We start from the raw sequence: 22992 nt of genomic DNA, 5'->3' as shown, positions 1-22992 counted from the left end.
GGTAAGATGAGTAAAGCACAACTAAAAGAAAAGTGCGATAAAAAGCACCTATGCAAGGTCGCCTAAAAGCTCTAAAATAGCTGCGATGAATACACAGACCCCAACTCCAAGCACTATAGTACGCACTCCAGCAGCCATACTTAAACAAGTATTTGGTTATAGTGAATTTCGTGATGGCCAAGAAGCAGTAATTAATGCAGCTCTGAACGGCCAAGACTCTCTTGTACTGCTACCTACTGGTGGCGGGAAATCTGTGTGCTATCAAGTTCCTGCGCTAGCTTTCGATGGTTTAACAGTCGTTATTTCGCCATTAATTTCTTTGATGCAAGACCAGGTTGCACAGTTGCAAGCTCTTGGAGTTAAAGCTGCCTACGTCAATAACAGCCTTAATCGAGACGAACAACAGCAAATCTATCAGCAATTACACAATGGTGTAATCAAGCTGTTATATGTTGCCCCTGAAAAAGTTCTGCAAAGAGAGTTCTTAGAACGCCTTAATCACTTGAATATCAGTTTATTTGCAATCGACGAAGCACATTGTGTATCGCACTGGGGCCATGATTTTAGACCTCATTACTGCCGTCTAAGTGAACTAAAACAGCACTTTCCTGCAGTACCAATGATGGCACTGACCGCAACCGCCGATAAAGCAACTCGTTTTGATATAGTTCAACAATTAGGTCTGCAAAACCCATATATTCATACAGGCAGCTTTGACCGGCCAAACATTCGTTACACCATAGAAGAAAAATTCAAACCTCTAACACAGCTTCTTCGCTATTTAAAAGAACAACAAAATCAAAGCGGAATTATCTATTGCACGAGTCGTAAACGAGTTGACGATATTGCCGAAAAACTGGCTGACGCAGGCTTAAATGCCGCCGCTTACCACGCAGGCATGAGTAACGAGCAACGTCAATTTGTACAAACAGGCTTTGCCCGTGATGACATTCAAATAGTGGTTGCAACCGTTGCCTTTGGTATGGGTATTAACAAGCCCAATGTACGTTTTGTATTGCATTACGACATTCCAAAAAGTATTGAAGCCTACTACCAAGAAACTGGTCGAGCTGGCCGTGATGGACTCGCTGCAGAAGCCATTATGTACTTCGACCCTGCTGATATTGGTCGAGTTAGGCGATTTTTTGAAGATATTGAAGATGAGCAACGTAGACGAGTTGAAGAGCAACGTTTCAATGCGATGGCAAGCTTTGCCGAAGCCCCAACTTGTAGACGACAAATTTTATTAAATTACTTTAGTGAATATCAGCGCGAGCAATGTGGCAACTGCGACATATGTATAAACCCGCCAAAAACTTTTGATGGTACGCTCGTGGCTCAACAAGCACTTTCTTGTGTTTACCGTGCTGAACAGCGCTTTGGCTTGGGATATATAGTAGAACTATTGCGTGGTGCCAATACGAGTAGAATTCGTGATAACAATCATCACCAGCTCAGTACTTATGGTATAGGTAAAGAGCGAAGTAGCGAATTTTGGCTCAGTATTTTGCGCCAATTGATACACCAAGGCTTATTAAGCCAAGATATCACCCAAGGCTCAGCGCTGCGTTTGACCGAAGGCGCTCGTGCGGTTTTAAAAGGTGAATACGCTTTGCAAATGGCTGAACCGCGCCTGCAAGCTAAACATGTTTACCAAGATAAACTCGCGCAATTTAATTACGATAAAAAACTATTTGCTAAACTTCGAGCCTTGCGTAAGCAACTTGCTGATGACGATGATGTACCACCTTATGTGGTATTTAACGATAAAACACTGGCAGAAATGGCACAGCTAATGCCGACTAACGATAGCGAGTTTTTAAAAGTGTCAGGTGTTGGCTTTACCAAACTTAATAAATACGGCAGCCCATTTTTAACAGCTATTCGAAACTACCTCGCACAGCCATAAATAACGAGAAACACAATGACCGACTTTCAATTAGATAATCAGCATAACGCTATTATTGTCACCCCTAGTCAAATGCCAAATGACGATGATTTTGAGCTTTGGGCACATTTATTATTACATATGCCACAGATCAAAATAGCTGAATTTGAAGCCGGTGCAGATCGCCATCAGTTGCGTTTTAACTATGAACATCAAAACTTCAATTTGAACTTTGAACATTATAGTAATAGTGTGTGGATCAATGGTGAGGGCGTTGAAGCTGAGCATTTACTTGCGGCTCTAACACATTATTTAATAACTCAGATGCAATAATCAACTAGACATTAGCGACCACATAGTGTTTAGTAGATAACACTAAATGAGGGAATTAAATGGTCGTAAATAGGTATCGGAAAACATTACTGCTTAGCTACTGTAGCATGGTTATATTTAGCCCTCTAATAAAGGCTGATTCTATCGAAAGTAGCGGATGTAGTAACCAACGAACTATTACCCCTGCAGAGCAAAATTTGCGCCGCCAACTAGAAGGCGATGAGCGACTCCCAAAAAAAACAGCGAGTGCTAAAATAGCAAATATCAATTTAGATCAGCTCAACGTATTCAATACCCAATTAGAAGCAGAAAACAACGCGCTGTTTAGATTCGCCAACCGCGTCCATATGACGACAGAGCCTGACGTAATAAAAAATATTTTACTCTTTGAACCAGGTGACGAATACCAACCCAAAAAACTTTCAGAATCCGAGCGCCTTTTACGCAAGCAAAACTACTTATACGATGCAGATATTAGTGCTGAGCTTAACTGTGATGGCAATATAGATGTTAACGTTGAAACCCGTGATTTATGGACTCTATTACCAGAAATAAGCTTCAGTCGAACTGGTGGAGAAAATAAATCCAGTATTGGTTTTCGTGAATCTAATTTATTTGGGTGGGGTAAACGCTTATCTATCTCTCGCACTAGTGATGCTGACCGCGATGGCTATTTGTTTGTGTATGATGACCCTAATATACTTTCTAGTCGCTACCGTGGTCGTGTAGAGTATTCAGATAACGACGATGGTAAACGCCATTTATTAGAATTGACCTACCCATTTTACTCAATCGATACTCCTTATAGTTATGGCCTTATTAGCTATTCAGATCAGCGTCTTGAGTCACTTTACAAACGTGGTGAAGTGTATAGTGAGTTTGAACAAAAAACCAATTACAACCAATTACATTTTGGCCACTCAAAGCAATTAGGTAATAGTTGGACGCAGCGTTTGAGTGTTGGCTACATTTTTGAAGAACACTCATTTAATGCTATACCAGCGACTCATACACCATTGGCCGAAAGCCGAGATTTGAGTTATCCCTATGTTCGCGGTCATTGGTTTGAAGATCATTTCATTAAAGTGCGCAATTTTGACAGCATTTACCGCACTGAAGATTTAAACCTCGGCTGGAATGTAAAAGGTTTAATTGGTTACTCTAGCGAAGAAATAAGCGACGACGATAGCCGTGCTGTGTATTCATTTAATGCTAAAAAAGCTCACTTTAGTGGTGACAACACCCTATGGCGTTTTTATGCCAGCCTGGATGGTTACTGGAACGAACAACAAAGCGAAGTCGAAAACCTGTTTGCCACCAGCCAAGTGCAATATTATTTAAATACCAGTTTTGAGCAATCTTGGTACGCTAAAATACGTCTTGATTACGCAAAGAACCTCACACACGATAAACAGCTTAATTTAGGTGGTGATAACGGCCTACGTGGTTACCCTCTTAATTACCAGCAAGGTGATCGAAGCTTTTTAATCAACTTGGAAAAACGTTATTACTGGGAATACGACTTATTGCAATTATTTAAGGTCGGTGGTGCTGCCTTTGTTGATATTGGACGCGCATGGTTCGACGATAAACACAATGGCGCCAACGGACAAGTTTTAAAAAATGTAGGCTTGGGTCTCAGGCTTGCGCCGAGCCGTGCAAATGCAGGCACAGTGATCCACTTAGATATCGCAGCTCCGATTGATAGAAGTGATGATGTTGATTCTGTGCAATGGTTGGTAACTGTTAAAAACTCCTTTTAAAGGCTGCTAGAAAGGCTAAAATAACTAAACTGTGCAACTGATTTGGATAAACTGTGGAATTACTTGATATTCTTAGTATGCAATATAAATGGGTAGTAACCTTCGTTGCCTTATTAACCTTCCCTTTACTGTTAAAATTCACCAAAAAATTACTCGAAAAAACCATCAAAGGTAAAGTCGATATTCACCGAAAATATCGCGCAGAGCTACTGCTAAAAATTATCCTCGCGATTGTGATGATATGCTTAGTATTAGTATTTTGGGGCATTGAACTACGTGGCTTACTTGTTCTAGGCTCATCTCTTTTTGCTATGCTCGGCGTCGCTTTATTTGCCGCATGGTCACTGCTGAGTAACTTAACCTCGTTTTTATTGATGTTTATACAAAACGACTGCCGGGTTGGTTACTGGGTACGAGTCATTGATGGAGCTAACTTTGTTGAAGGCCGTATTGTTGAAATGGGCTTGATGAATGTTGTGTTAGAACATATTGATGGCCATCGTGTTATTTACCCTAATAACCTATTTGTAACGCGCCCTGTTATGGTTTTGAACAAAGAGCCCAAACCGACGAAGCCCGCTGCAATAAAAAGAATCTTAGGCCCTAAAAAACCTAACTAAAAAGGCGCTTGTCAGTCACCCAACAAGCGCCTTATTACAGCAGATTTAATTAATTATTTAAATCTGCTGTTTTGAGTTCATCGTCTAAATCATTAATGCCATCAATAAAGGTTTCGAGCTGTTGTTCCACTAAGCTATTCGCATGAGCAAAGTAAGCAATATGAAACACAGCATCGCCTTCATTAACCAGTGGCATAGTTTGCTGACCAATAACAATACCACTTCTGGGCGCTAATAACTCAAGCTCAGCATCCCCCAAAGGGCTGCTTATATAAGCTAAGATCTGTCCTTTAGTGACTCTTTCTCCTAGCGATACTTGCGCACGAACAATCCCATCAACTTCAGCGCGCACCCAACTGGTTGAACTTGCGATAATCGGCTCTGGTAGCTTTTTAGCGCGTTTACCTCGAATCATTTTCAAGTGGCGCATCACATAATCGACCCCTTGCATACCTGCTGCAATGGCAATGGGGTCAAACCTAAGCGCTTCACCCGCTTCATAGGTAATAACTGGAATACCTAAATTAGCCGCTTCACTACGTAAAGAACCATTACGCAGTGAAGCGTCAATTACCGCTGGCGTACCAAATGCTTTTGCCATTTCAGCCGTCGCTTCGTCGCTTAAGTTTGCCCTTATTTGCGGCAAATTAGTTCTGTGTATAGCGCCAGTATGTAAATCAATAATATGGGTGCAGTGGACTGCCACTTGCGAGAAAAACATATGCGCCATGCGACCCGCTAATGAGCCACGTATAGAACCTGGAAAACTACGGTTCATATCACGACGATCAGGCAAGTAACGAGATTTATGAATAAACCCAAAAACATTAACAATAGGCACAGCAATCAAAGTACCACGCAATTGGCTGGCATCTATTTTAGCAAGCAGCTGGCGCACAACTTCAACACCATTGAGCTCATCACCATGGATAGCAGCGCACACCATCAGCACAGGGCCTTCTTGCACCCCGTTAACCACTTCAATAGGGATATTTAACGGAGAGTGGGTATAAAGCTTTGCGGCCTCAAGTGCTAGCGTTTTTCGCTCCCCCACCCCTACTGTTTCACCTAATAAAGAAAACGCACTATTTATATTAACCTTTGCCACGTGTTGCGGTCCCTTTTGTTACTGCTGCTTTTTCAATAAAGTCGATCACCATGCCTGCAATGTCTTTACCTGTGGCAACTTCAATGCCTTCAAGGCCAGGAGATGAGTTTACCTCCATCACTAACGGGCCACGATATGAGCGCAGTAAATCAACCCCTGCGACATTTAGCCCCATAGCTTTCGCAGCCGCGACCGCAGTTTTACGCTCTTCAGGCGAGATACGAACCAAAGTCGCGCTACCACCACGGTGTAAGTTTGAACGAAACTCCCCCTCTTGCGCTTGACGCTTCATTGCAGCAATAACTTTGTCACCTAATACAAAGCAACGAATATCCGCGCCACCGGCTTCTTTAATGTATTCTTGCACCATGATATTCGCTTTTAAGCCCATAAATGCTTCAATCACACTCTCGGCAGCTTTACGCGTTTCGGCCAATACAACACCAATGCCTTGTGTGCCTTCTAATAACTTGATCACCACTGGCGCACCACCCACCATCTCAAGTAAGTCTTTTACGTCATCAGGCTTACTAGCAAACCCTGTTACCGGCATGCCAACGCCTTTACGTGATAATAACTGTAATGAGCGCAATTTATCGCGAGAACGTGAAATAGCCACAGATTCATTTACCGGAAATACATTCATCATTTCAAACTGACGTAAAACAGCACAACCATAAAATGTAACCGATGCGCCAATACGTGGAACAATCGCATCAAAATCTTTTAAATTTTCGCCACGATAATGGATCTCCGGTTGCTCAGAGTTAATATTCATATAACAACGCAATGCATCAATGACCTTTACTTCATGACCACGTTGCTCTGCGGCCTCGATTAAACGACGCGTTGAATACAAATTTCTGTTACGAGATAAAATACCAATTTTCATAGTTAAAACCTTAACTACCTAATAAATGAGATAAAGCCGGATCAACGACTATGCGATTTTCCATTGCTGTACGCCCTAGTAACATTCTAAACTTCATATTTGAGCGACGAGTAAGCGTCACCTCAATAGGCCAGCTGTTGTTACCTGCATGGAGCATGGTTTCAATAAAGTAACGTAATTGGCGCTCTCCACTAGAGCTGGTGACATACTTTATTTTTTTTACTTTTGCTTCACATACCACCTCGGTATGCTCGTCATTTTGCAAAGGCTGAGCTATAAATTTCACCCATTTTTCACCCTCGCGGTCAAATTCTTCAATATTAATTGCATGTATACATGACGTACGGGCGCCCGTATCAACTTTGGCTTTAATTTTAGCTATACCAAGTTCGGGTAAACTTAGCCACTCACGCCAACCAACTGTTATTTTTGCCGTCATAAATGTGCCCTTTAATAAAAAAATGACTTATACGCGATTGCCAAATAAACACCAACGAAATAAATTACTCTTATCGATAAAAAACTTTAATTGACCTGACCTTAACTATAGTCAACTATATTCACCATAAAGCATTAATGGAAATCTTCTATGTTCAACGGCTTACTTCACGCAGTGCTACTCGATGGCAAAGGCGGTGCACGCACACTAGACACTAGTAGCACTCTTGATAATTGGCAACCGCAGCAAGGAAAACTTTGGCTGCATTTAGATTACTCTCAAGATCAAGCGGTTGACTGGCTAAGAAACAGCAAGCTTTTGACTGATTATGAATTAGAATCATTAATTGCCGATGAAACTAGACCGCGCCTAAGTAAAGCAGCTAAAGGCTCGATGTTATTTTTACGAGGAGTAAACTTAAACCCAGCACAAAGCCCTGAAGACATGGTGTCACTACGGCTATTTATTAATGACGACATTGTGATCACGACTCGTAAACGTCGCTTGTTATCAGTGCAAGATGTGCTGGATTCATTAATGCAAAACGATGGCCCATGTAATATTTCTGAGCTTGTGTGTCATTTAACACAAAATTTGACGTCTCGAATGCAAAGTGTAATTGATGAACTCGACGATACTGTAGATATTTTTGAAGGTGAAATTGACGAGCCTACAAAACCCTTTGATAACCAAGGCTTATCACAACTGCGTAGACAAACCATTGCTTTAAAACGCTATATACGCCCACAAAAAGAAGCATTAAGCTCGCTTGCAACTCACCGTTTTACATGGCTAGAAGAAACCGATAAAGCCAAACTAAATGAAACCACTAACTTACTAGTCAGATACCTTGAAGAATTGGACAGTGCAATTGAACGTGCCCAAATAATTCAACAAACAATCACCAATCAAGTGTCAGAGCAACTTAACCAGCGTATGTATGTAATGTCTGTTGTTGCCGCGTTATTCTTACCACTAGGCTTTTTAACAGGCCTGCTCGGCGTTAACGTGGGAGGGATCCCGGGCACTGATAACCCGTATGCGTTTAGCGCATTTGTAATATTTTTAATCGTGCTTACTGGCGGTATTGGCGTTTATTTTAAAAATAAACAATGGCTTTAATTTTATCTAGGCGGACTTTATGTTCGCCTTGAGGCAATTCCAACAACAAAAACTCTCCCAGCCCTTTATGGTTTTCAAGATTAATCGCTTTACCTGTTAGTGTTTCATCGTCAGTTGTTGTAATTGTGACCTTAGCTTGCTGTATACAAAAAAGCTCAAACTGATCGTAATCACCACACGCAATTGGTTGATAAGCCATAATTGTTCTCAAAAGAGTAAAGTTAAAGTATAACAAAGGAAATTGGATGATATATGAGAAAAGCAAATGGCGCTCTCGGCAGGAATCGAACCTGCAACTTAGCTTCCGGAGAGCCACGTGATATCCATTTCACCACGAGAGCACATTTGTTGCCGCCACACCGACTCGCGATATCGATGCTTTAGCACGGGCAATAATAAAGACATCTTCAACTAAATGCTAGCATCTGTTGCTTATATGCTCATTAATTAGACTAAATATAATAATTTACTTCACAAGCGGGTAAAAAACGGCTATTAAATAATACTGAACAAAAAATAATAACCATTTTGTAACATATCTCAGGTTATGAAGCCTTCTTTTATAAAAGGGCTAAGCACGGGGAAGTAAATCTATGAGTTTAATGTCAACCGAGCAAGTGGCAGAGTTTTTAGGAGTTAAAGTGGAGCGTGTTAAACGCCTAGCAAGAGAGAGTTTACTTATTGCTAAAGGAGAAGATGCCAATGGTGAACCACAGTTTGACGCTGATGAAGTAACGAAGTATAAAGAGCTAGCTGCACGATTTGGTGGTTTATAGCTAAACTCTTTACTGTTTCACTGCTGGTTTATTTAATTAAATACGCCAGCTGCTTATCCAATATCTCAACTTTTTCCTTCACTCCACGCTCGTGGTACCAACATATACACAACACTAAAAACACCACTTGGTAGTGCTTCAGTTTTTCTATTGAGAAGTTAAACGGGTGCCCTTGAGACAAACAGCATTGGTAAGTGTTAAGTAACGCCATTTTTTGCTTAAGGTTTAACTCAAAACTAACCACTAGTGCAGCTAAGTCAAAGTAAACATCATTGCTTTTAGCATACTCAAAGTCGATTAAATACATACCCGATGAGTTAGCGATAATATTTTCTTTGACTAAGTCATTGTGACAAAAACCATCATCTCTAGGTTGACTGTAAATATACTCAAGCGATGCCTCAACAGTTTGTTGATAGCTTTGGTAAAGTGCGCTGTTACGGTAATAGTCAAGCTCGTATTTTATATCCATCGGCTCTGTTGACACTGTATGCTGATGTAAACGTACCAGCTTATTGATAAGCTTTGCGGTGTAACTACCTTGTGCTATATCGCCCTCAATATATTCAAAAATAGCGAGCCTGTTCGCTTTATCTGTCCACATTGGCGCGGGGCAAACTTGCTGCGTTGCAAATGTTGCTTGTGCGGCTAACCCAACCTGTGGCCAATGATCGCGATAACATTTCAGTAAGTAGGCGCAGTTGCCTGTGCGCACTAAAAAATTGTCATTACTTAATCCACTGTGTAAACGTTCACTACTTAGAATATTCAGCTGTGGGTTAAAAGCGCTAAAGATAGCGCTTATTTTATCCAAAGTCATAATGGGTCTTACAACTGCGCTAATGGTTTAGCTTGGTCTTGCTCGTACTCTTCGTACCAGGTTTTAAAACCCCACGCTGCCATAATGGTGTAGAACACAAACAAGGCTAGCGTTGGATAATAGCCCTTTTCATAATATAAATACATTGATGCAGCATCAATGACTATCCAATATAACCAATTCTCAAGCACTTTTTTAGCCACTAAATACGTCGTCACCACGGCAAAGCAAGTGGTAAAGCTATCTAAATAGGCAAAGTCTGCATGAGTGTAGGTTGTCATGATATACCCAAGAATGAGGGCAACAAGAGAAGTAACAGCAATAATAACTAAGTGCTGATTTAACCGCCATGAGGTGATTGCCAACTCATGTTTATTCGCTCCCCCCTTGCGCCACACTAGCCAACCATAAACGGCCATGTACATATAATAAAAGTGCAATAACGACTCCATTAATAAAGCGCCGTTCCAATACATTATGGTATAAATTAATGTACTAAAAAATGCCGCGGGCCAACACCAAAGGTTTTCTTTGATAGCTAGCAATAGGTAGGCCATAGACAACGCCACCGCGATATATTCCCAATGCGACATTGCAGTAAAACCAGCCAGAGTTTGATTTATAAAGTCCATTATTGGCTCACTAAGGTATTAATGGTTATTCAGGAGAAAGATCGCCAGATAAAAACTTACATACAAATATGGCTTTACCAAACTCTTCATATGAACGTTTTATTTCGGTATTCAGTACCGACATAACTAAATCGTAATCGCCAAAAATTTGGGTTGATAACGTGTTTGTGATGACTTTTAAATCATCATACGTATTTAAACGGTCGATAAACCCTTTAATAAATGGAATGTAATCCTGATGCAGTGGGTATTTACTGATCTCTACAGATAATTTCATTGTTAATTGTTCCCATCACTAAAAATAGTGTCGTTATTGTAACTCGGCGTTGCTTACAAGTCATTCAAAGGTAGAGAGGATGGCAAAGAAGGTGTAAAATCAGGTTAATTTAGTTTTCCTTTTGAGCACCCTATGGCACGACGCATTACGTACACCTTTAAAAACCAACCTCGTGAAATCAATTTTGCTAAAGATAAGTACCAAGATATGTATCAAGCAATTGCAGCAGCAGAAGGCATCGATTTAACCAACTATTTAAATATGGTACGCCAAATTGAAATGACCTCTAAAGGTTCTGCAGCGGTGCGTAACTTTCGCGATCAAGAGTTTGCTCGAATGGGTTTTGCTGATATCTACTTTATTAAAGAATAGCCTTAATCGAGATACTCGTAGCTCACCCGCGGGGTAATGTTACACAGTAATTCATAAGGGATAGTCGTTGCACATTGCGCTATCTCTTCAACAGGTAATTCTGGCCCCCACATTACGACCTCGTCACCTACTTTGATATTGTCGCTATTGTTACCTATGTCCACGCTTATCATATCCATAGATACATTACCGGCAATGCCATAGCGTTTATCGCCAATTACAACTGGGGTACCATGCTTTGCATGACGTGGATATCCATCGCCATAACCCATTGCAACTACAGCAAGTTTAGTTGGCGTGTCACTTTTCCAGCGCCCGCCATAGCCTACACATTGCTGCGCATCTACATCTCGAATCGCAATAACGCGGGTGGTTAAACGCATGACAGGTTTTAACCCATGATCACTGCCTATTGCACCTAGCATAGGTGATACGCCATACATCATCAAACCTGGGCGCACCCAGTCACCATGCCCATTAGGCCAGGCGATTATACCTGCTGAATTTGCTAAACAATGTGCTTGTTGCTTGCCTGCAACTAGCGTATCAAACAAAGCAATTTGTTTAGCTGTTTTGCTATCATTAATATCATCTGCACATGAAAAGTGAGTCATTAAATTAATGCTATTCTTAGCGTTTTGGGTGACGCTTAAGCGCTGATAAAAATCATCTAATTGCTCTGGCGCAATACCTAACCTATGCATGCCAGTATTTATTTTTAACCAGCAACTAATTGGCGCGTCAAGTTTTGCTTGCTCAAGTGCGATGAGCTGATTTTCATCGTGAATTATTGTTTGGAAGTTATTGGCTAATAGAATGGGTAAATCATCAGGATGAAACACACCTTCTAACAATACAATAGGCTTTGTAAGGCCACCAGCGCGTAGTGCTAATGCTTCGTCAATTCTTGCCACGGCAAAGGCATCTGCATCATTTAAATACTGTGCTATTTTAACTAAGCCATGGCCATAGGCATTGGCTTTTAATACTGCCATCACTTTACTGTTAGGCGCAAAATGCTTCACTTGCGTAAGGTTATGCGCAAGGTTAGTTAAGTTAATTTGAGCGACAGCTAAACGCATTAGTATTCATCATCAACGGCTGGGCCCGCGTAATTATCAAAGCGCGAAAATTGCCCTTGGAAGGTTAACCGAACTTTACCGATTGGGCCGTTACGTTGCTTACCGATAATAATCTCAGCAATGCCTTTTTCTGTACTGTCTTCGTTATAAACTTCGTCACGGTATATAAACATGATCAAATCGGCATCCTGCTCGATTGAGCCTGATTCACGTAAGTCAGAGTTGATTGGACGTTTGTCAGCACGTTGCTCTAGGGTACGGTTAAGCTGAGAAAGTGCTACAACGGGGCATTTTAGCTCTTTAGCTAAAGACTTAAGTGAGCGTGATATTTCAGCAATCTCTAAAGTACGGTTATCCGATAAACTAGGCACTCGCATCAACTGCAAGTAATCGACCATGATCATACTAATACCGCCGTGCTCACGGGCAATACGACGTGCTCTAGAGCGTACATCGGTTGGCGTTAGGCCTGATGCATCATCGACATACATTTTGCCTTTTTCCATTAACAAACCCATGGTTGACGATAAACGTGCCCAATCTTCATCATCCAATTGACCGGTACGTACTTTGGTTTGATTAATACGACCAAGGGATGCCAGCATCCTCATCATAATTTGTTCTGAGGGCATCTCTAGTGAGTAAATAAGCACGGGCTTGTCTTGCGTCATTGCGGCGTGTTCGGCTAAGTTCATCGCAAACGTAGTTTTACCCATCGATGGACGCGCTGCAACAATGATTAAATCCGATGGCTGCAAACCAGTTGTCATTTTATCTAGATCAGCATACCCAGTACTTACCCCAGTCACACCATCTTGCGGTGATTGATAAAGCTCTTCGATTTTATCAACGGTTTTTTCAAGTATGTTATGAATGCTTTGCGGGCCTTCAGTGCTTTTAGTACGTTGCTCAGCAATTTTAAATACTCTGCTTTCTGCAAAGTCGAGCAAATCGTGGCTTGTTCGCCCTTCTGGATTAAAACCAGCCTCTGCAATTTCGTTGGCAACACCAATCATTTCACGAACAACAGCGCGTTCACGAACGATATTGGCATACGCATCGATATTTGCAGCACTTGGGGTATTTTTCGCAATTTCAGCTAGATAGGCAAAACCACCAATATTACTTAGTGTATTCTTTTTTTCTAAGCTTTCAGAAATCGTGATTAAATCAATCGGATCGCCTATTTCTGCAAGCTCAACCATGGCTTCAAAAATAAGCTTATGGGTACGGGTATAAAAGTCTTGCGAAACGACCAATTCAGCAACACGGTCAAAGGCTTGATTATCAAGCATTAAGCCACCTAAAACAGATTGCTCAGCTTCAATGGAATGGGGAGGAACTTTAAGGGTGTCGACTTGTTTATCTGGTTTAGCCATAACTTCGCAATACTAACAGTGAATAGCCCTATTCTATCGACTTGCTGGGGTTGTGAAAATAGCTAAGCAGGAATTCTTTTCCTGCTTAGCCTTTTGAAGACTTTATGACTAGTTATGTTTTTTTAATTCAATGCGCCCACTTATGGTATCCATTTCTACATCAGCATTGCCACCATTTATACTGAATTCAAGCTCGCTGGCCGGGCCATACTTCGCCTTATTCACTTTATCTGAACTTAATTTGTTGATAATTTTACCATTAGCGTGCGCTTCTATTTCAAACTCTGCTGATACATCGACTGGGAAATAAAACTCAGCATCTCCACTGACTGACTCAAAGCGGACATCTGCTTTATCAAGTAGACGATTAATACGCACTTCTGCTTCGCCATTAACTGTGTTAATGCGTAATTTTTTAATAGTATCAAGGGTAAAATCGATATCCCCATTAACATTCTCTAATCGCACATATTGCGCTTTCGACGTTGATTTAATATCACCATTTACAGCTGTAAAACGTAACGTGCCTTGTGAGTTTTTATCGTTAATTTCACCATTCACGGTTTCATAACGAATATCACCATTTAGGTTTGTTGCATTCACATCACCATTAACCGTTTCTACGCTTATATCCCCTTCAATGGCTGATAGTGTAATATCACCATTCACTACATCAATCTCTGCTCCATTGCTTAATTTGCTAGCGATAACATTTACATTCACGCCTGATAACTCTAATTCACTACTGTTAGGCATGAAAATAACCAGCTCAGAGCCATCTCCACTATTCCAACCCAAATTACCACTACGTGGCATTTTTACAATAAACTCAATACGATCGTCTTCAACTTCAAGGCGGTAACCTTTAGCTTTATCATCAAGTTCACCACTGATTTTAAGCTCAGCTTTATCCCAACCTTCAACACGCACATCACCACGCTGGTTATCAATAAAAATACGCTTACTAGCTGGTACACTAATTTGTTCATCGATTTTTTGTCCTGCTGTTGCCATCAGTGGCAACAACCCTAATGCAAAAATTAATGCTTTCATTTCCTACTCCTAAATTGTTTGCCACTTAGGTGCATGCACCTTATTAATTAAATCTAATTGTTGTTGATAAACTTGCGCTAACATACTTAACAGTGCTGAGTTATTAGGTTCATTCTCAAGCGCTTGTTTTATTGCGCTTTCAGCTTCTTCAAGTTCATTCAATTGTTGCTGCCAATTATCTGTAACCGCTGGGCTACCTTCGTATTGCACCAGTAAACTTTGTTTTTGCTTTGCAAAAAAATCACTCATTGCCACAACACTGTTAGTTTGCGGTGTTTTTATAAATAACTGCGCAGTCAAAAGCGCCGCAACAGTACAGGCTGCAATAGCTGCTAATTTATTCCAGCCACTTTTTTCTGGTTTAGCTACTTCATGTTTTGCCAGTGCTCTTTCAACACCGGGCCATAAATCTTTCTCAGGCGCTAGTTCATGCTTTGTGTCATTTAATGACTGAGTTAAAAACTGCTCGAAATCTGGTTTATTCATTTTCATACCACTCTTTTAACAACTGCCTTGCACGATGATATTGTGATTTACTTGACCCAACTGCCATATCTAACATGGTTGCGATCTCCTCATGGCGGTAGCCCTCAATAGCATGGAGTACAAACACCATTCTCGCTCGCTCTGGTAACCGTAAAACCAGTTTGTCTAACCCATTTAGCCCTTGGCAGTCAGCGGCGCTTTGCTCATCCATACCACTTTGTTCAAAACTCACGACCTTTTGCAGCCAGTTTTTGTGCTTGCGTAAATAACTAATGGCAATATTGCTAGTCACGCTATGCAGCCAAGTTGAAAACTGTGATTGCCCTTCAAAACTGGCAATTTTATGCCACAGTTGCACAAACACTTCTTGAGTGGCATCTTCGGCGTGTTCACGATCCGCTAATAAGCGTAAGCACAAACCATAAACTCGCTTTACATGCATTGCATATAAAGTCGCATAGGCTTGTTGATCGCCACTTTTTACTTTTTCGATTAACACTGACTCTGTGTGTTCACTAAAAGCATGCTTTGCATCTATCAACATCGTTGATGTTGTCCCTTTATGGTTTTTATTCTGAGCTAAGTGTATACCCAAGTACTATGGAAATACGATTTTCAGAGTTTTTATGTTTCTTGAATAGTTAGACGCGCGCAGGTGGTGAAAAGGTTTAAATGGAATGAAATTTTTTTAGTTTTAAAAAATATGGCTAACTCAAAAGTTAGCCATTTTACGGAATTTATTTAAATTTTTGATTCAACCGGTTCTTCGATGCTTTTGTCAGGAACTTTATATGACCAACCTAGGAAAACTAGCTTTGCATCTGCTGTAGCCCCCCCTCCGCTCACATTTGCTAGGCTCATGTCGTGATGAATCCCTCCATCCCCAGAAGCTGTAACTGTTTTACCACGAATCGACCCACTAAACCCACCATTAGCGACTACGTTAACATCTGTTTTAGGCGCATAAATTGCTGCATATAAATCTGAATTAGCACTAATATCTATCCCATCAGACCCAGTAAACCCCGAGTAGATACTAAACACTGGCTTTCCAGACTCAGTTAAACCGTGCTTCATAATAATAGCTCCATCATCAGCGCTCATTGAAACTATACCTGAAATATAAAGAGTTAAACTGCTATCTACGGCGATATCAATGAAGGAATCGCCTATCATGATAAAATCACCATTAACAATTAAAGTAACATCACCACCTGTCACCTTTAAGTTGCCATTATTTAGAGTGAAACTTCCTGATTTAAGTACTTTTTGGTCAACTTGTTCGTTAATTGTAGCCAATTGATAATTCAGCGTTGCCGGTGGCTCACCTAACCAACTTTCCCAAGTGTAGCTTCCAGGGTTCGCTATTTTAGATTGGCCAATTTCAGGGGCTAACTCATAAATCACTCGAGTTTCGGGTTTGCCAGCAACTAAAGTTGTGGTGCTGTGCTTAACTACAATATCTTCAGCTGTTGGGTCGATTAGGTCATTTACAACGTTTTCAATATCAATAGGATCGCATTGTACTTTACTAACTTCAAAGTTATCAGGATCTTGATAAGGTACAAATTCAACATCAGGCGAGCTATTATAGCGTGCATCCGAATATGCAATACCATCTTGCTTTAAGTGTTCAGCTAAGCCCGCTGGCGCTTTTAATGTATTACCATACATAACATCAAGTGGTTCATTATTTTTATTTACGAGGATTGTGCTTGCACTATTATTTGGAAAAATTAAATCGTTATTAGCGCGAACAACCCCCAGTATTTTCCCTTGCTTCCATATTACGTCACCTGCCGATAATACATCGCCGCCCACAGCCGTATCTAAAGGAAACCCTTCAGGTAAGAGTGGATCTGTAGACACAGTGAAATTAGAGTCTATAGTGATATTATTATTCGCGCGCAATGATCCAGTAATGGGTGATGAGCCACTGAAAATAATACTCCCCGTTGCATGAACGCTCCCCCAAATAGTCGAGGCGCCAGATAACGTCACGTCTTTATCTTTATAAACGGTGCCAATTACTGCTGCGGCTTCTGCTTTATCTGCTTCATACTCGCCTAAGCTCGAATCGTAGCTATCAATACGACCACTAGCACTAAGTGATACCCCTTCACAACCCACGATTGCATTTTCAAAAGGAGAGCCTGCTTTACCAGGTGAGAAGCCAAACCGCGCAACTAAATTGCTTTGCGCATCACCATCATAACGCTGTCCAAGGCTGGCTATTTCCAGTTCACCAGCTGCATTTTTACTAATACTGGCATTATAAGTTGCATCATCGCCAATTAGGCCACTGCCTGAGGTACTGCCTGTTGCAGCAATTAAGCCATCGATATCTAATGTTTTATCATTTAATAAAGCTTGCTGTAACAGTTTAGCTTCTTCAAACACGCCTTTTTCAGCAAGTAATCGGCTGTTCATTTTCTTTTGAAAATTACCGCTCATGCGTTCTTGAACAATATTTTCACGTAATGAATTTAATACCACAATACTTGCCATGCTAGTCAGTATAAGTACCGTTATAAGTGTAAAACCATGTTGTTTATTATTCACTTACACTCCCCCAAAGGCATTATTTAAAATCACATTAGATACAGCGACATCAATTTTAATTGTATTACCAAACTGCGCTGGTAAGTTTTCAGGGCCAACATTAATGCTGACCAAATTATTATTAATTGAAAATGTTAACGCTTTAACTCCTGTTAAAAGTCGCTCAGCATCTGCGGCTCCGAGTTTGCACATCAAATTTTCTCCCTGCAAACTGTAAATCTCATCAACAGCCGTAGCAGACACCTCTCCAATACAAGTGATAACACCTGTAGGTTGTTTAATAGTGATACTCAAACCATCTGCTGAAACCACCGGTAATTCGGGTGTTTGCTTGATACTACGAGTAAATACTTTGCTGGTATACCGTATTACTTCTTGTGCATTTTCCAGCTCTTTGCTCACCAGAATCGTGCCTTTTATTGCAGAGTAAGACAGGCTTACCCCGGCTAATAAAAATGCTCCCGCAGCTAATGCAACCATTAACTCAACTAAGGTATAACCTCGATTACTTAGCCCTGTCACTTTAAATACATCCTACTGGTAGTGCAGGAAAACTGGCATTTAAAGAAATTTGGTTCTCCGCTGCGTCCGTCATTCGTTCATCTGACCAAGCGACGCTTAATTGCATGTCATCCGCATATACAGCAGGTAAAGCCAGTTGATAATCACTTGTTTGAGGTCCAAGTGAAGCACGAAATCCAACGTCATTAAAAAGGTCTGGGTTAGTAACTTGGAGTTCACATAACCGCGGCCAAATACGTTCTAACGTATTTTGCCCTTGCACTAGTGATACGGTGTAATTAAAACTATTAGTTGCGTACTGTAATGATTTAAGCTGCGCAGCTGCCAAGCCTAATAAAGCAATGCCAGCTATCACAACCGATAACATCACTTCTAATAATGAAAAACCATTTTGTTTCGTCATCATGCACATGCCGCAGTTTTCTCTGCTAGCCAATTTTGACCGCTTTTTAAAATGCACAAATAGTAATCTACCGTTTTATGATTATCATCTTGAATTAAAATTTCGCTTGCTGCTGATATTTCACCACTAGCCCACACAGTACGATCAACTAAACCTACCGAGATACCTTGATGTTGGATTACAAATTCTTTTAAAACGGTTTCAACACCATCTACAGGGGCTTTTACTTGCCACTTAGCGCCACTGACCACTAACTTAATATCGCGATCGCGTTTTACCGCCTCACTACGAGCGTATTTATATACGCTATTCAACTGATTAGCCGTAGTCACGACACGATCTTGCATGATTTGTTGACTAAAAGACGGAAACGCTAATACCGCCATAATCGCAACGATCCCAACCACAATCATCAACTCTACTAAGGTAAACCCTGTTGTTTTAGCCATTATTACTCCCAGCAACCATTGGCATCAGCAGTCTGTGTGCCATCATGCTTTATGACTAATGCTCCACAGCGATCCTCCGCTTGAGCTGTCCCCCCCTTTGGTGTTGCTGTTAATGTGAATGCCCGACTTTTAAAATTTGCATTGGCAGCACCACCTGCAGCACGATCAAATGCGACATAGGTAAAAGTATAAAATTCAGTATTCGCCGCAGTATTAAAAGTATTGGGATAGCCACCATTACGCGAATAAATACGTTCCAATACAGCTCCATGCTGTAGCATCACCTGCTGAATATCGGCACGACGACTACGTTGCATATGCTCAGTATAAGAAGGCATAGCAACACTGTATAAAATACCTAAAATTGCCACAACAATTAATAATTCAACTAATGTGAAACCTGTAAGCTTTACATTATTTACTGTCAGATCTTTCAATTTCTACATCCTTAACACTATGCCCAGTGCACAAACAATATACAGTGACAACGCTGTCAATGTCAAGATCCTGTAATTTTATAACAATGTAGTTACATTATTCTAAGTATAAACTATTGATTTTATTTTTTTGGATTTAGATCAAACAAGGTAGAGACGTTATCTAAAAAAGGAATTTTAATGTCTTGCGGTTAAATTTAAGCAATCACCCAATCAAGATGCAAGTGATATAATAAATAAAAAAGCCGTACTTTTCAGCACGGCTTTTTCGCTTAATTTAAAAATTAAGCTTCAGCGATTACGATTACTTTAATAGTAGCCGTTACGTCTGAGTGTACTGCGATTGCAACGTCAAATTCGCCAGTCTCACGGATAGTACCTAGAGGTAAACGAACTTCTGATTTAGCAACTTCAACACCAACAGCTGAGATAGCGTCAGCGATGTCACGAGTACCGATTGAACCGAATAACTTGCCTTCGTCACCAGCTTTAGAAACTAGTGTAACTTCTGCTAATGCTTCAAGTTTGTCAGCGCGTGCTTGTGCAGCAACAAGCTGTTCAGCGATTTTCGCTTCAAGCTCTGCACGACGTGCGTCAAAAGTTTCAACGTTAGCTTTAGTTGCAGGAACTGCCTTACCTTGCGGGAAAAGGAAGTTACGTGCGAAGCCAGATTTAACAACAACCTGGTCACCTAGGCCACCTAGGTTAGCGATCTTATCTAGTAGAATAACTTGCATGTTTCTACACCTTTTAAAAACTGTTAATCCGCTGCTTACTTATGTAAGTCAGTGTATGGAAGAAGGGCTAAGTAGCGAGCACGCTTGATAGCAGTTGCTAGCTGGCGCTGGTATTTAGCGCTTGTACCTGTGATACGGCTAGGTACGATTTTGCCACTTTCTGTAACATAGTTTCTAAGAGTAGCTAGATCTTTATAATCGATTTGTTGTACGCCTTCCGCTTTAAAGCGGCAGAACTTACGACGTCTGAAATAACGTGCCATGAGATAAATTCCTCAATTAATTCTTTCTATATGCTGAGCATGCAAAACCAATTGGCTAAGGCCGTTACGGCCTTCGTGGCGATTTAAAAAACCACTCACTTGCAATGCCTGCCCAACGTGCAAATGTTGAGTCTGTTGTTGCATTTGCTTACCACTAGCAACCACTTGAAGTCTGACATAACTATTACGGTTAAGGTCTGCTTCAATTTGCATCGATTTATGTTCTACAACAAAAATACAATGCGGGATACCAGCAGGGCTTTGGCTATATTTGGGCGTTTTACAAACGACTCCAGATAATGTTAGTTGATTCATGTAAGGGTTAAGCTTTTGGCTCATCTTAATAACTCAACTGCACAGCGCCATGCTTGGACTCAAAACAATTAAGCAGCTGGTGCTTCTTTCTTCTCTTCTCTTACAAGAGGAGACGCTTCAGTTACAGCGTTTTTAGTACGCATAACTAAGTTACGAAGCACTGCATCGTTGTAGCGGAAAGTAGTTTCTAGCTCGCTGATTACTTCAGTTGGTGCTTCAACGTTCATAAGAACATAATGAGCTTTATGAAGCTTGTTGATTGGGTAAGCCAATTGACGACGGCCCCAGTCTTCAAGACGGTGGATAGTACCACCAGCTTCAGTGATAGAACCAGTATAACGTTCGATCATACCAGCAACTTGCTCACTCTGATCAGGGTGAACCATGAATACGATTTCGTAATGACGCATGGATATTCCTTACGGTTAATAGAGCCTTCTACCGTTTCAGCCAGTCGGTTTAAGGCAAGGAATTAATATTAATTAGGCCGAAATGAGCGCGCATTTTACGCTTAGTTGGATAATTAAGCAATAAATATTTTAGGTCAGCTATCAGCTACAAAATTTTGCTTATATTAACTTAGGTGCCAAGAGAGCTTGTCTTTTACTGACGGCTATAAAAACAAAAAACCCAAGCCGAGGCTTGGGTTTTAAACTATTAATTAATAGAACTTACTTCTTCTTTTTAACAGCTTTTTTGTTTGGTAAGTCAGTGATTGAACCTTCAAAAATTTCAGCAGCAAGGCCGATTGATTCGTTCAATGTTGGGTGAGCATGAATGGTAAGCGCTAAATCTTCGCCATCTGCACCCATTTCAACTGCTAAGCCGATTTCGCCAAGCATTTCACCTGCGTTAATACCAACCATAGCACCACCGATTACGCGGCCACTGTCTTTATCAAAGATAAGCTTAGTTTGACCTTCTGTACGAGCAGATGCAATTGCACGACCAGATGCAGCCCACGGGAATACCGCAGTTTCGATGCTTAGGCCTTGCTCTTTTGCTTCTTTCTCAGTTACACCAACCCAAGCGATTTCTGGATCAGTATACGCGATTGAAGGAATGCATTTAGGGTCAAAGAAGTGTTTTTGACCTGAGATAACTTCAGCAGCAACGTGTGCTTCGTGAACCGCTTTATGCGCAAGCATAGGTTGACCAACAATGTCACCAATCGCGAAGATGTGGTTAACGTTTGTTTTAAGCTGCTTATCAACATTAATGAAACCACGCTCATCAACGTTAACGCCCGCTTTGTCAGCATCAAGTAATTTACCGTTTGGTGTACGACCAACAGCAACAAGTACTTTGTCGTAACGTACAGGCTCTGCCGGTGCATTTTTACCTTCAAACGTTACATATAAACCGTCGTCTTTTGCTTCAACGCCAGTTACTTTTGTAGAAAGCATTACGTTGAACTTTTTGCTCACGTATTTTTGATAAATCTTGATAACGTCTTTATCTGCTGCTGGTACTAATTGATCAGCAAATTCAACTACGTCGATGTCAGAGCCAAGAGCACGGTACACCGTACCCATTTCAAGACCAATGATACCACCACCTAATACAAGTAGTTTTTCTGGTACATCTTTAAGCTCTAATGCGCCAGTTGAATCAATTACACGGTCATCTTCAGGGATGAAAGGTAAGTTAACTGGTTGAGAGCCCGCTGCGATAATAGCATTATCGAACGTGATTGTAGTTTTGCCGTCTGCGCCTTCAACGTCAAGGGTGTTGCTGCCAGTGAATTTGCCGTAACCGTAAACTACTTTCACTTTACGCATTTTAGCCATGCCGTCTAAGCCGCCAGTTAGCTGGCCAATTACAGACTCTTTCCATGAGCGGATTTTGTCTAAATCGATTTCAGGCTTACCAAAAGTAACACCATGAGATGACATTTCAGCTGCGTCATCAATTACTTTAGCTACGTGTAATAGTGCTTTTGAAGGGATACAACCCACATTAAGACATACACCGCCTAATGTGTCGCGAGATTCTACTAATGTAACTTCTAAGCCCAAGTCAGCAGCACGGAAAGCCGCAGAGTAACCACCAGGACCACCGCCTAGTATAACAACTTGAGTTTTTAATTCGTTGCTCATGCTTTTACCTTAATTGTTTGAACGGGACACTGCCCTAAAGTTTAACTGCCATGTTTCTGCATGGGCAGAAAGTCAGAGCAGATCAAAAATTTATGCAAAGTATACAAAGATTGTATCATTGCAAATGGTAAAAATCCCAGCAAAAAACAACTGGCTGGGATTT

General features: G+C 40.9%; 29 protein-coding genes and 1 tRNA gene. 7 read left to right on the top strand and 23 right to left on the bottom strand.

Going from position 1 to position 22992, the window contains the following annotated elements; translation table 11 throughout:
• The first annotated feature begins 85 nt into the window (after nt 1-85).
• The 4 genes from recQ (at nt 86) to AAEU30_RS13895 (ending at nt 4604) form a co-directional block, all read left to right on the top strand.
• Nucleotides 86-1909 (top strand): DNA helicase RecQ, encoded by a 1824-nt coding sequence (recQ, locus tag AAEU30_RS13910; protein WP_421961000.1) that lies wholly within the window; start codon nt 86-88, stop codon nt 1907-1909.
• Between the two features lie 15 nt (nt 1910-1924).
• Nucleotides 1925-2221: a DUF3630 family protein gene (locus AAEU30_RS13905; RefSeq protein ID WP_421960999.1), complete on the top strand. Its 297-nt coding sequence runs from the start codon at nt 1925-1927 to the stop codon at nt 2219-2221.
• 59 nt (nt 2222-2280) lie between these two features.
• Complete coding sequence (locus tag AAEU30_RS13900) at nt 2281-3984, top strand: POTRA domain-containing protein (RefSeq protein WP_421960998.1); 1704 nt, start codon at nt 2281-2283, stop codon at nt 3982-3984.
• Nucleotides 3985-4061: 77 nt separating this feature from the next.
• Nucleotides 4062-4604 (top strand): mechanosensitive ion channel domain-containing protein, encoded by a 543-nt coding sequence (locus tag AAEU30_RS13895; protein ID WP_421961091.1) that lies wholly within the window; start codon nt 4062-4064, stop codon nt 4602-4604.
• A gap of 49 nt (nt 4605-4653) precedes the next feature.
• Here the strand turns inward: AAEU30_RS13895 and AAEU30_RS13890 are convergent, their stop codons facing one another.
• From AAEU30_RS13890 to AAEU30_RS13880, 3 genes are read right to left on the bottom strand one after another with little or no spacing between them, the layout of a single operon-like run.
• The gene (locus AAEU30_RS13890) at nt 4654-5712 is read right to left on the bottom strand and encodes a succinylglutamate desuccinylase/aspartoacylase family protein (RefSeq protein WP_421960997.1); all 1059 of its coding nucleotides are present in this window, start codon (nt 5710-5712) and stop codon (nt 4654-4656) included.
• Complete coding sequence (rimK, locus tag AAEU30_RS13885) at nt 5699-6604, bottom strand: 30S ribosomal protein S6--L-glutamate ligase (RefSeq protein WP_421960996.1); 906 nt, start codon at nt 6602-6604, stop codon at nt 5699-5701. Before rimK ends, AAEU30_RS13890 begins: the two co-directional genes overlap by 14 nt.
• Before the next feature lie 10 nt (nt 6605-6614).
• Nucleotides 6615-7043, bottom strand: coding sequence for an ATP-dependent zinc protease family protein (locus AAEU30_RS13880; RefSeq protein WP_421960995.1), 429 nt, complete (start codon nt 7041-7043; stop codon nt 6615-6617).
• Nucleotides 7044-7193: 150 nt separating this feature from the next.
• On the opposite strand from AAEU30_RS13880, the gene zntB reads away from it, so the two are divergent.
• Nucleotides 7194-8165: a zinc transporter ZntB gene (zntB, locus tag AAEU30_RS13875; protein WP_421960994.1), complete on the top strand. Its 972-nt coding sequence runs from the start codon at nt 7194-7196 to the stop codon at nt 8163-8165.
• Here the strand turns inward: zntB and AAEU30_RS13870 are convergent.
• Together AAEU30_RS13870 and AAEU30_RS13865 are read right to left on the bottom strand one after the other, a co-directional pair.
• On the bottom strand, nt 8143-8364 hold the full coding sequence (locus AAEU30_RS13870) for a Rho-binding antiterminator (protein WP_421960993.1): 222 nt from the start codon (nt 8362-8364) through the stop codon (nt 8143-8145). The genes zntB and AAEU30_RS13870 overlap by 23 nt on opposite strands.
• Nucleotides 8365-8431: 67 nt before the next feature.
• Nucleotides 8432-8506 (bottom strand) — tRNA-Arg (locus tag AAEU30_RS13865).
• Between the two features lie 252 nt (nt 8507-8758).
• Between AAEU30_RS13865 and AAEU30_RS13860 the strand changes: the two genes are divergently transcribed.
• Nucleotides 8759-8941: a helix-turn-helix domain-containing protein gene (locus AAEU30_RS13860; protein WP_421960992.1), complete on the top strand. Its 183-nt coding sequence runs from the start codon at nt 8759-8761 to the stop codon at nt 8939-8941.
• Between the two features lie 28 nt (nt 8942-8969).
• On the opposite strand, the gene AAEU30_RS13855 is transcribed toward AAEU30_RS13860, so the two are convergent.
• The 3 genes from AAEU30_RS13855 to AAEU30_RS13845 are packed head-to-tail and all read right to left on the bottom strand — an operon-like array spanning nt 8970 to nt 10670.
• A complete protein-coding gene (locus AAEU30_RS13855; RefSeq protein ID WP_421960991.1) occupies nt 8970-9761 on the bottom strand; it encodes a phosphotransferase in 792 nt (263 codons plus the stop codon).
• Nucleotides 9762-9769: 8 nt separating this feature from the next.
• Nucleotides 9770-10393, bottom strand: a complete 624-nt coding sequence (gene pnuC / locus AAEU30_RS13850; RefSeq protein ID WP_421960990.1) for a nicotinamide riboside transporter PnuC — start codon at nt 10391-10393, stop codon at nt 9770-9772.
• A 25-nt stretch (nt 10394-10418) separates the two neighbouring features.
• Nucleotides 10419-10670 (bottom strand): hypothetical protein, encoded by a 252-nt coding sequence (locus AAEU30_RS13845; RefSeq protein ID WP_058560330.1) that lies wholly within the window; start codon nt 10668-10670, stop codon nt 10419-10421.
• 132 nt (nt 10671-10802) lie between these two features.
• On the opposite strand from AAEU30_RS13845, the gene AAEU30_RS13840 reads away from it, so the two are divergent.
• Nucleotides 10803-11042 carry a DUF2960 domain-containing protein gene (locus tag AAEU30_RS13840; protein WP_087531146.1) on the top strand — a complete coding sequence of 80 codons (240 nt, stop codon included), beginning with the start codon at nt 10803-10805 and terminating at the stop codon, nt 11040-11042.
• Nucleotides 11043-11044: 2 nt separating this feature from the next.
• On the opposite strand, the gene alr is transcribed toward AAEU30_RS13840, so the two are convergent.
• The 15 genes from alr to lpdA form a co-directional block, all read right to left on the bottom strand.
• On the bottom strand, nt 11045-12124 hold the full coding sequence (gene alr / locus AAEU30_RS13835; protein WP_421960989.1) for an alanine racemase: 1080 nt from the start codon (nt 12122-12124) through the stop codon (nt 11045-11047).
• Nucleotides 12124-13503, bottom strand: a complete 1380-nt coding sequence (gene dnaB, locus AAEU30_RS13830; protein ID WP_421960988.1) for a replicative DNA helicase — start codon at nt 13501-13503, stop codon at nt 12124-12126. Before dnaB ends, alr begins: the two co-directional genes overlap by 1 nt.
• Nucleotides 13504-13611: 108 nt before the next feature.
• A complete protein-coding gene (locus AAEU30_RS13825; RefSeq protein WP_421960987.1) occupies nt 13612-14556 on the bottom strand; it encodes a DUF4097 family beta strand repeat-containing protein in 945 nt (314 codons plus the stop codon).
• 9 nt (nt 14557-14565) lie between these two features.
• Complete coding sequence (locus tag AAEU30_RS13820) at nt 14566-15048, bottom strand: hypothetical protein (protein WP_421960986.1); 483 nt, start codon at nt 15046-15048, stop codon at nt 14566-14568.
• Nucleotides 15035-15586 carry an RNA polymerase sigma factor gene (locus AAEU30_RS13815; protein WP_421960985.1) on the bottom strand — a complete coding sequence of 184 codons (552 nt, stop codon included), beginning with the start codon at nt 15584-15586 and terminating at the stop codon, nt 15035-15037. The genes AAEU30_RS13820 and AAEU30_RS13815 overlap by 14 nt, the downstream gene beginning before the upstream one ends.
• Nucleotides 15587-15783: 197 nt before the next feature.
• On the bottom strand, nt 15784-17604 hold the full coding sequence (locus tag AAEU30_RS13810) for a DUF7305 domain-containing protein (protein WP_421960984.1): 1821 nt from the start codon (nt 17602-17604) through the stop codon (nt 15784-15786).
• On the bottom strand, nt 17605-18126 hold the full coding sequence (locus tag AAEU30_RS13805; protein ID WP_421960983.1) for a prepilin-type N-terminal cleavage/methylation domain-containing protein: 522 nt from the start codon (nt 18124-18126) through the stop codon (nt 17605-17607). It abuts the gene before it with no gap.
• A gap of 1 nt (nt 18127) precedes the next feature.
• The gene (locus AAEU30_RS13800; protein WP_421960982.1) at nt 18128-18532 is read right to left on the bottom strand and encodes a type IV pilus modification PilV family protein; all 405 of its coding nucleotides are present in this window, start codon (nt 18530-18532) and stop codon (nt 18128-18130) included.
• Nucleotides 18529-18978: a GspH/FimT family pseudopilin gene (locus tag AAEU30_RS13795; protein WP_421960981.1), complete on the bottom strand. Its 450-nt coding sequence runs from the start codon at nt 18976-18978 to the stop codon at nt 18529-18531. The genes AAEU30_RS13800 and AAEU30_RS13795 overlap by 4 nt, the downstream gene beginning before the upstream one ends.
• 2 nt (nt 18979-18980) lie before the next feature.
• A complete protein-coding gene (locus AAEU30_RS13790) occupies nt 18981-19415 on the bottom strand; it encodes a type IV pilin protein (RefSeq protein WP_421960980.1) in 435 nt (144 codons plus the stop codon).
• 284 nt (nt 19416-19699) lie between these two features.
• Nucleotides 19700-20152, bottom strand: coding sequence for a 50S ribosomal protein L9 (gene rplI / locus AAEU30_RS13785; protein WP_421960979.1), 453 nt, complete (start codon nt 20150-20152; stop codon nt 19700-19702).
• Between the two features lie 35 nt (nt 20153-20187).
• Nucleotides 20188-20415 carry a 30S ribosomal protein S18 gene (rpsR, locus tag AAEU30_RS13780; protein ID WP_002962753.1) on the bottom strand — a complete coding sequence of 76 codons (228 nt, stop codon included), beginning with the start codon at nt 20413-20415 and terminating at the stop codon, nt 20188-20190.
• Nucleotides 20416-20427: 12 nt separating this feature from the next.
• Nucleotides 20428-20730, bottom strand: a complete 303-nt coding sequence (priB, locus tag AAEU30_RS13775; RefSeq protein ID WP_087531192.1) for a primosomal replication protein N — start codon at nt 20728-20730, stop codon at nt 20428-20430.
• 68 nt (nt 20731-20798) lie between these two features.
• Nucleotides 20799-21140: a 30S ribosomal protein S6 gene (rpsF, locus tag AAEU30_RS13770; RefSeq protein WP_036980061.1), complete on the bottom strand. Its 342-nt coding sequence runs from the start codon at nt 21138-21140 to the stop codon at nt 20799-20801.
• A 261-nt stretch (nt 21141-21401) separates the two neighbouring features.
• Complete coding sequence (lpdA, locus tag AAEU30_RS13765; RefSeq protein WP_087531155.1) at nt 21402-22829, bottom strand: dihydrolipoyl dehydrogenase; 1428 nt, start codon at nt 22827-22829, stop codon at nt 21402-21404.
• Nucleotides 22830-22992 lie beyond the last annotated feature (163 nt).

Source organism: Pseudoalteromonas mucoides (assembly GCF_049257175.1).
Lineage (GTDB): Bacteria > Pseudomonadota > Gammaproteobacteria > Enterobacterales > Alteromonadaceae > Pseudoalteromonas.
Note: the sequence above shows the minus strand (reverse complement) of the source record. Positions and strands in the feature narration are given on the sequence as shown.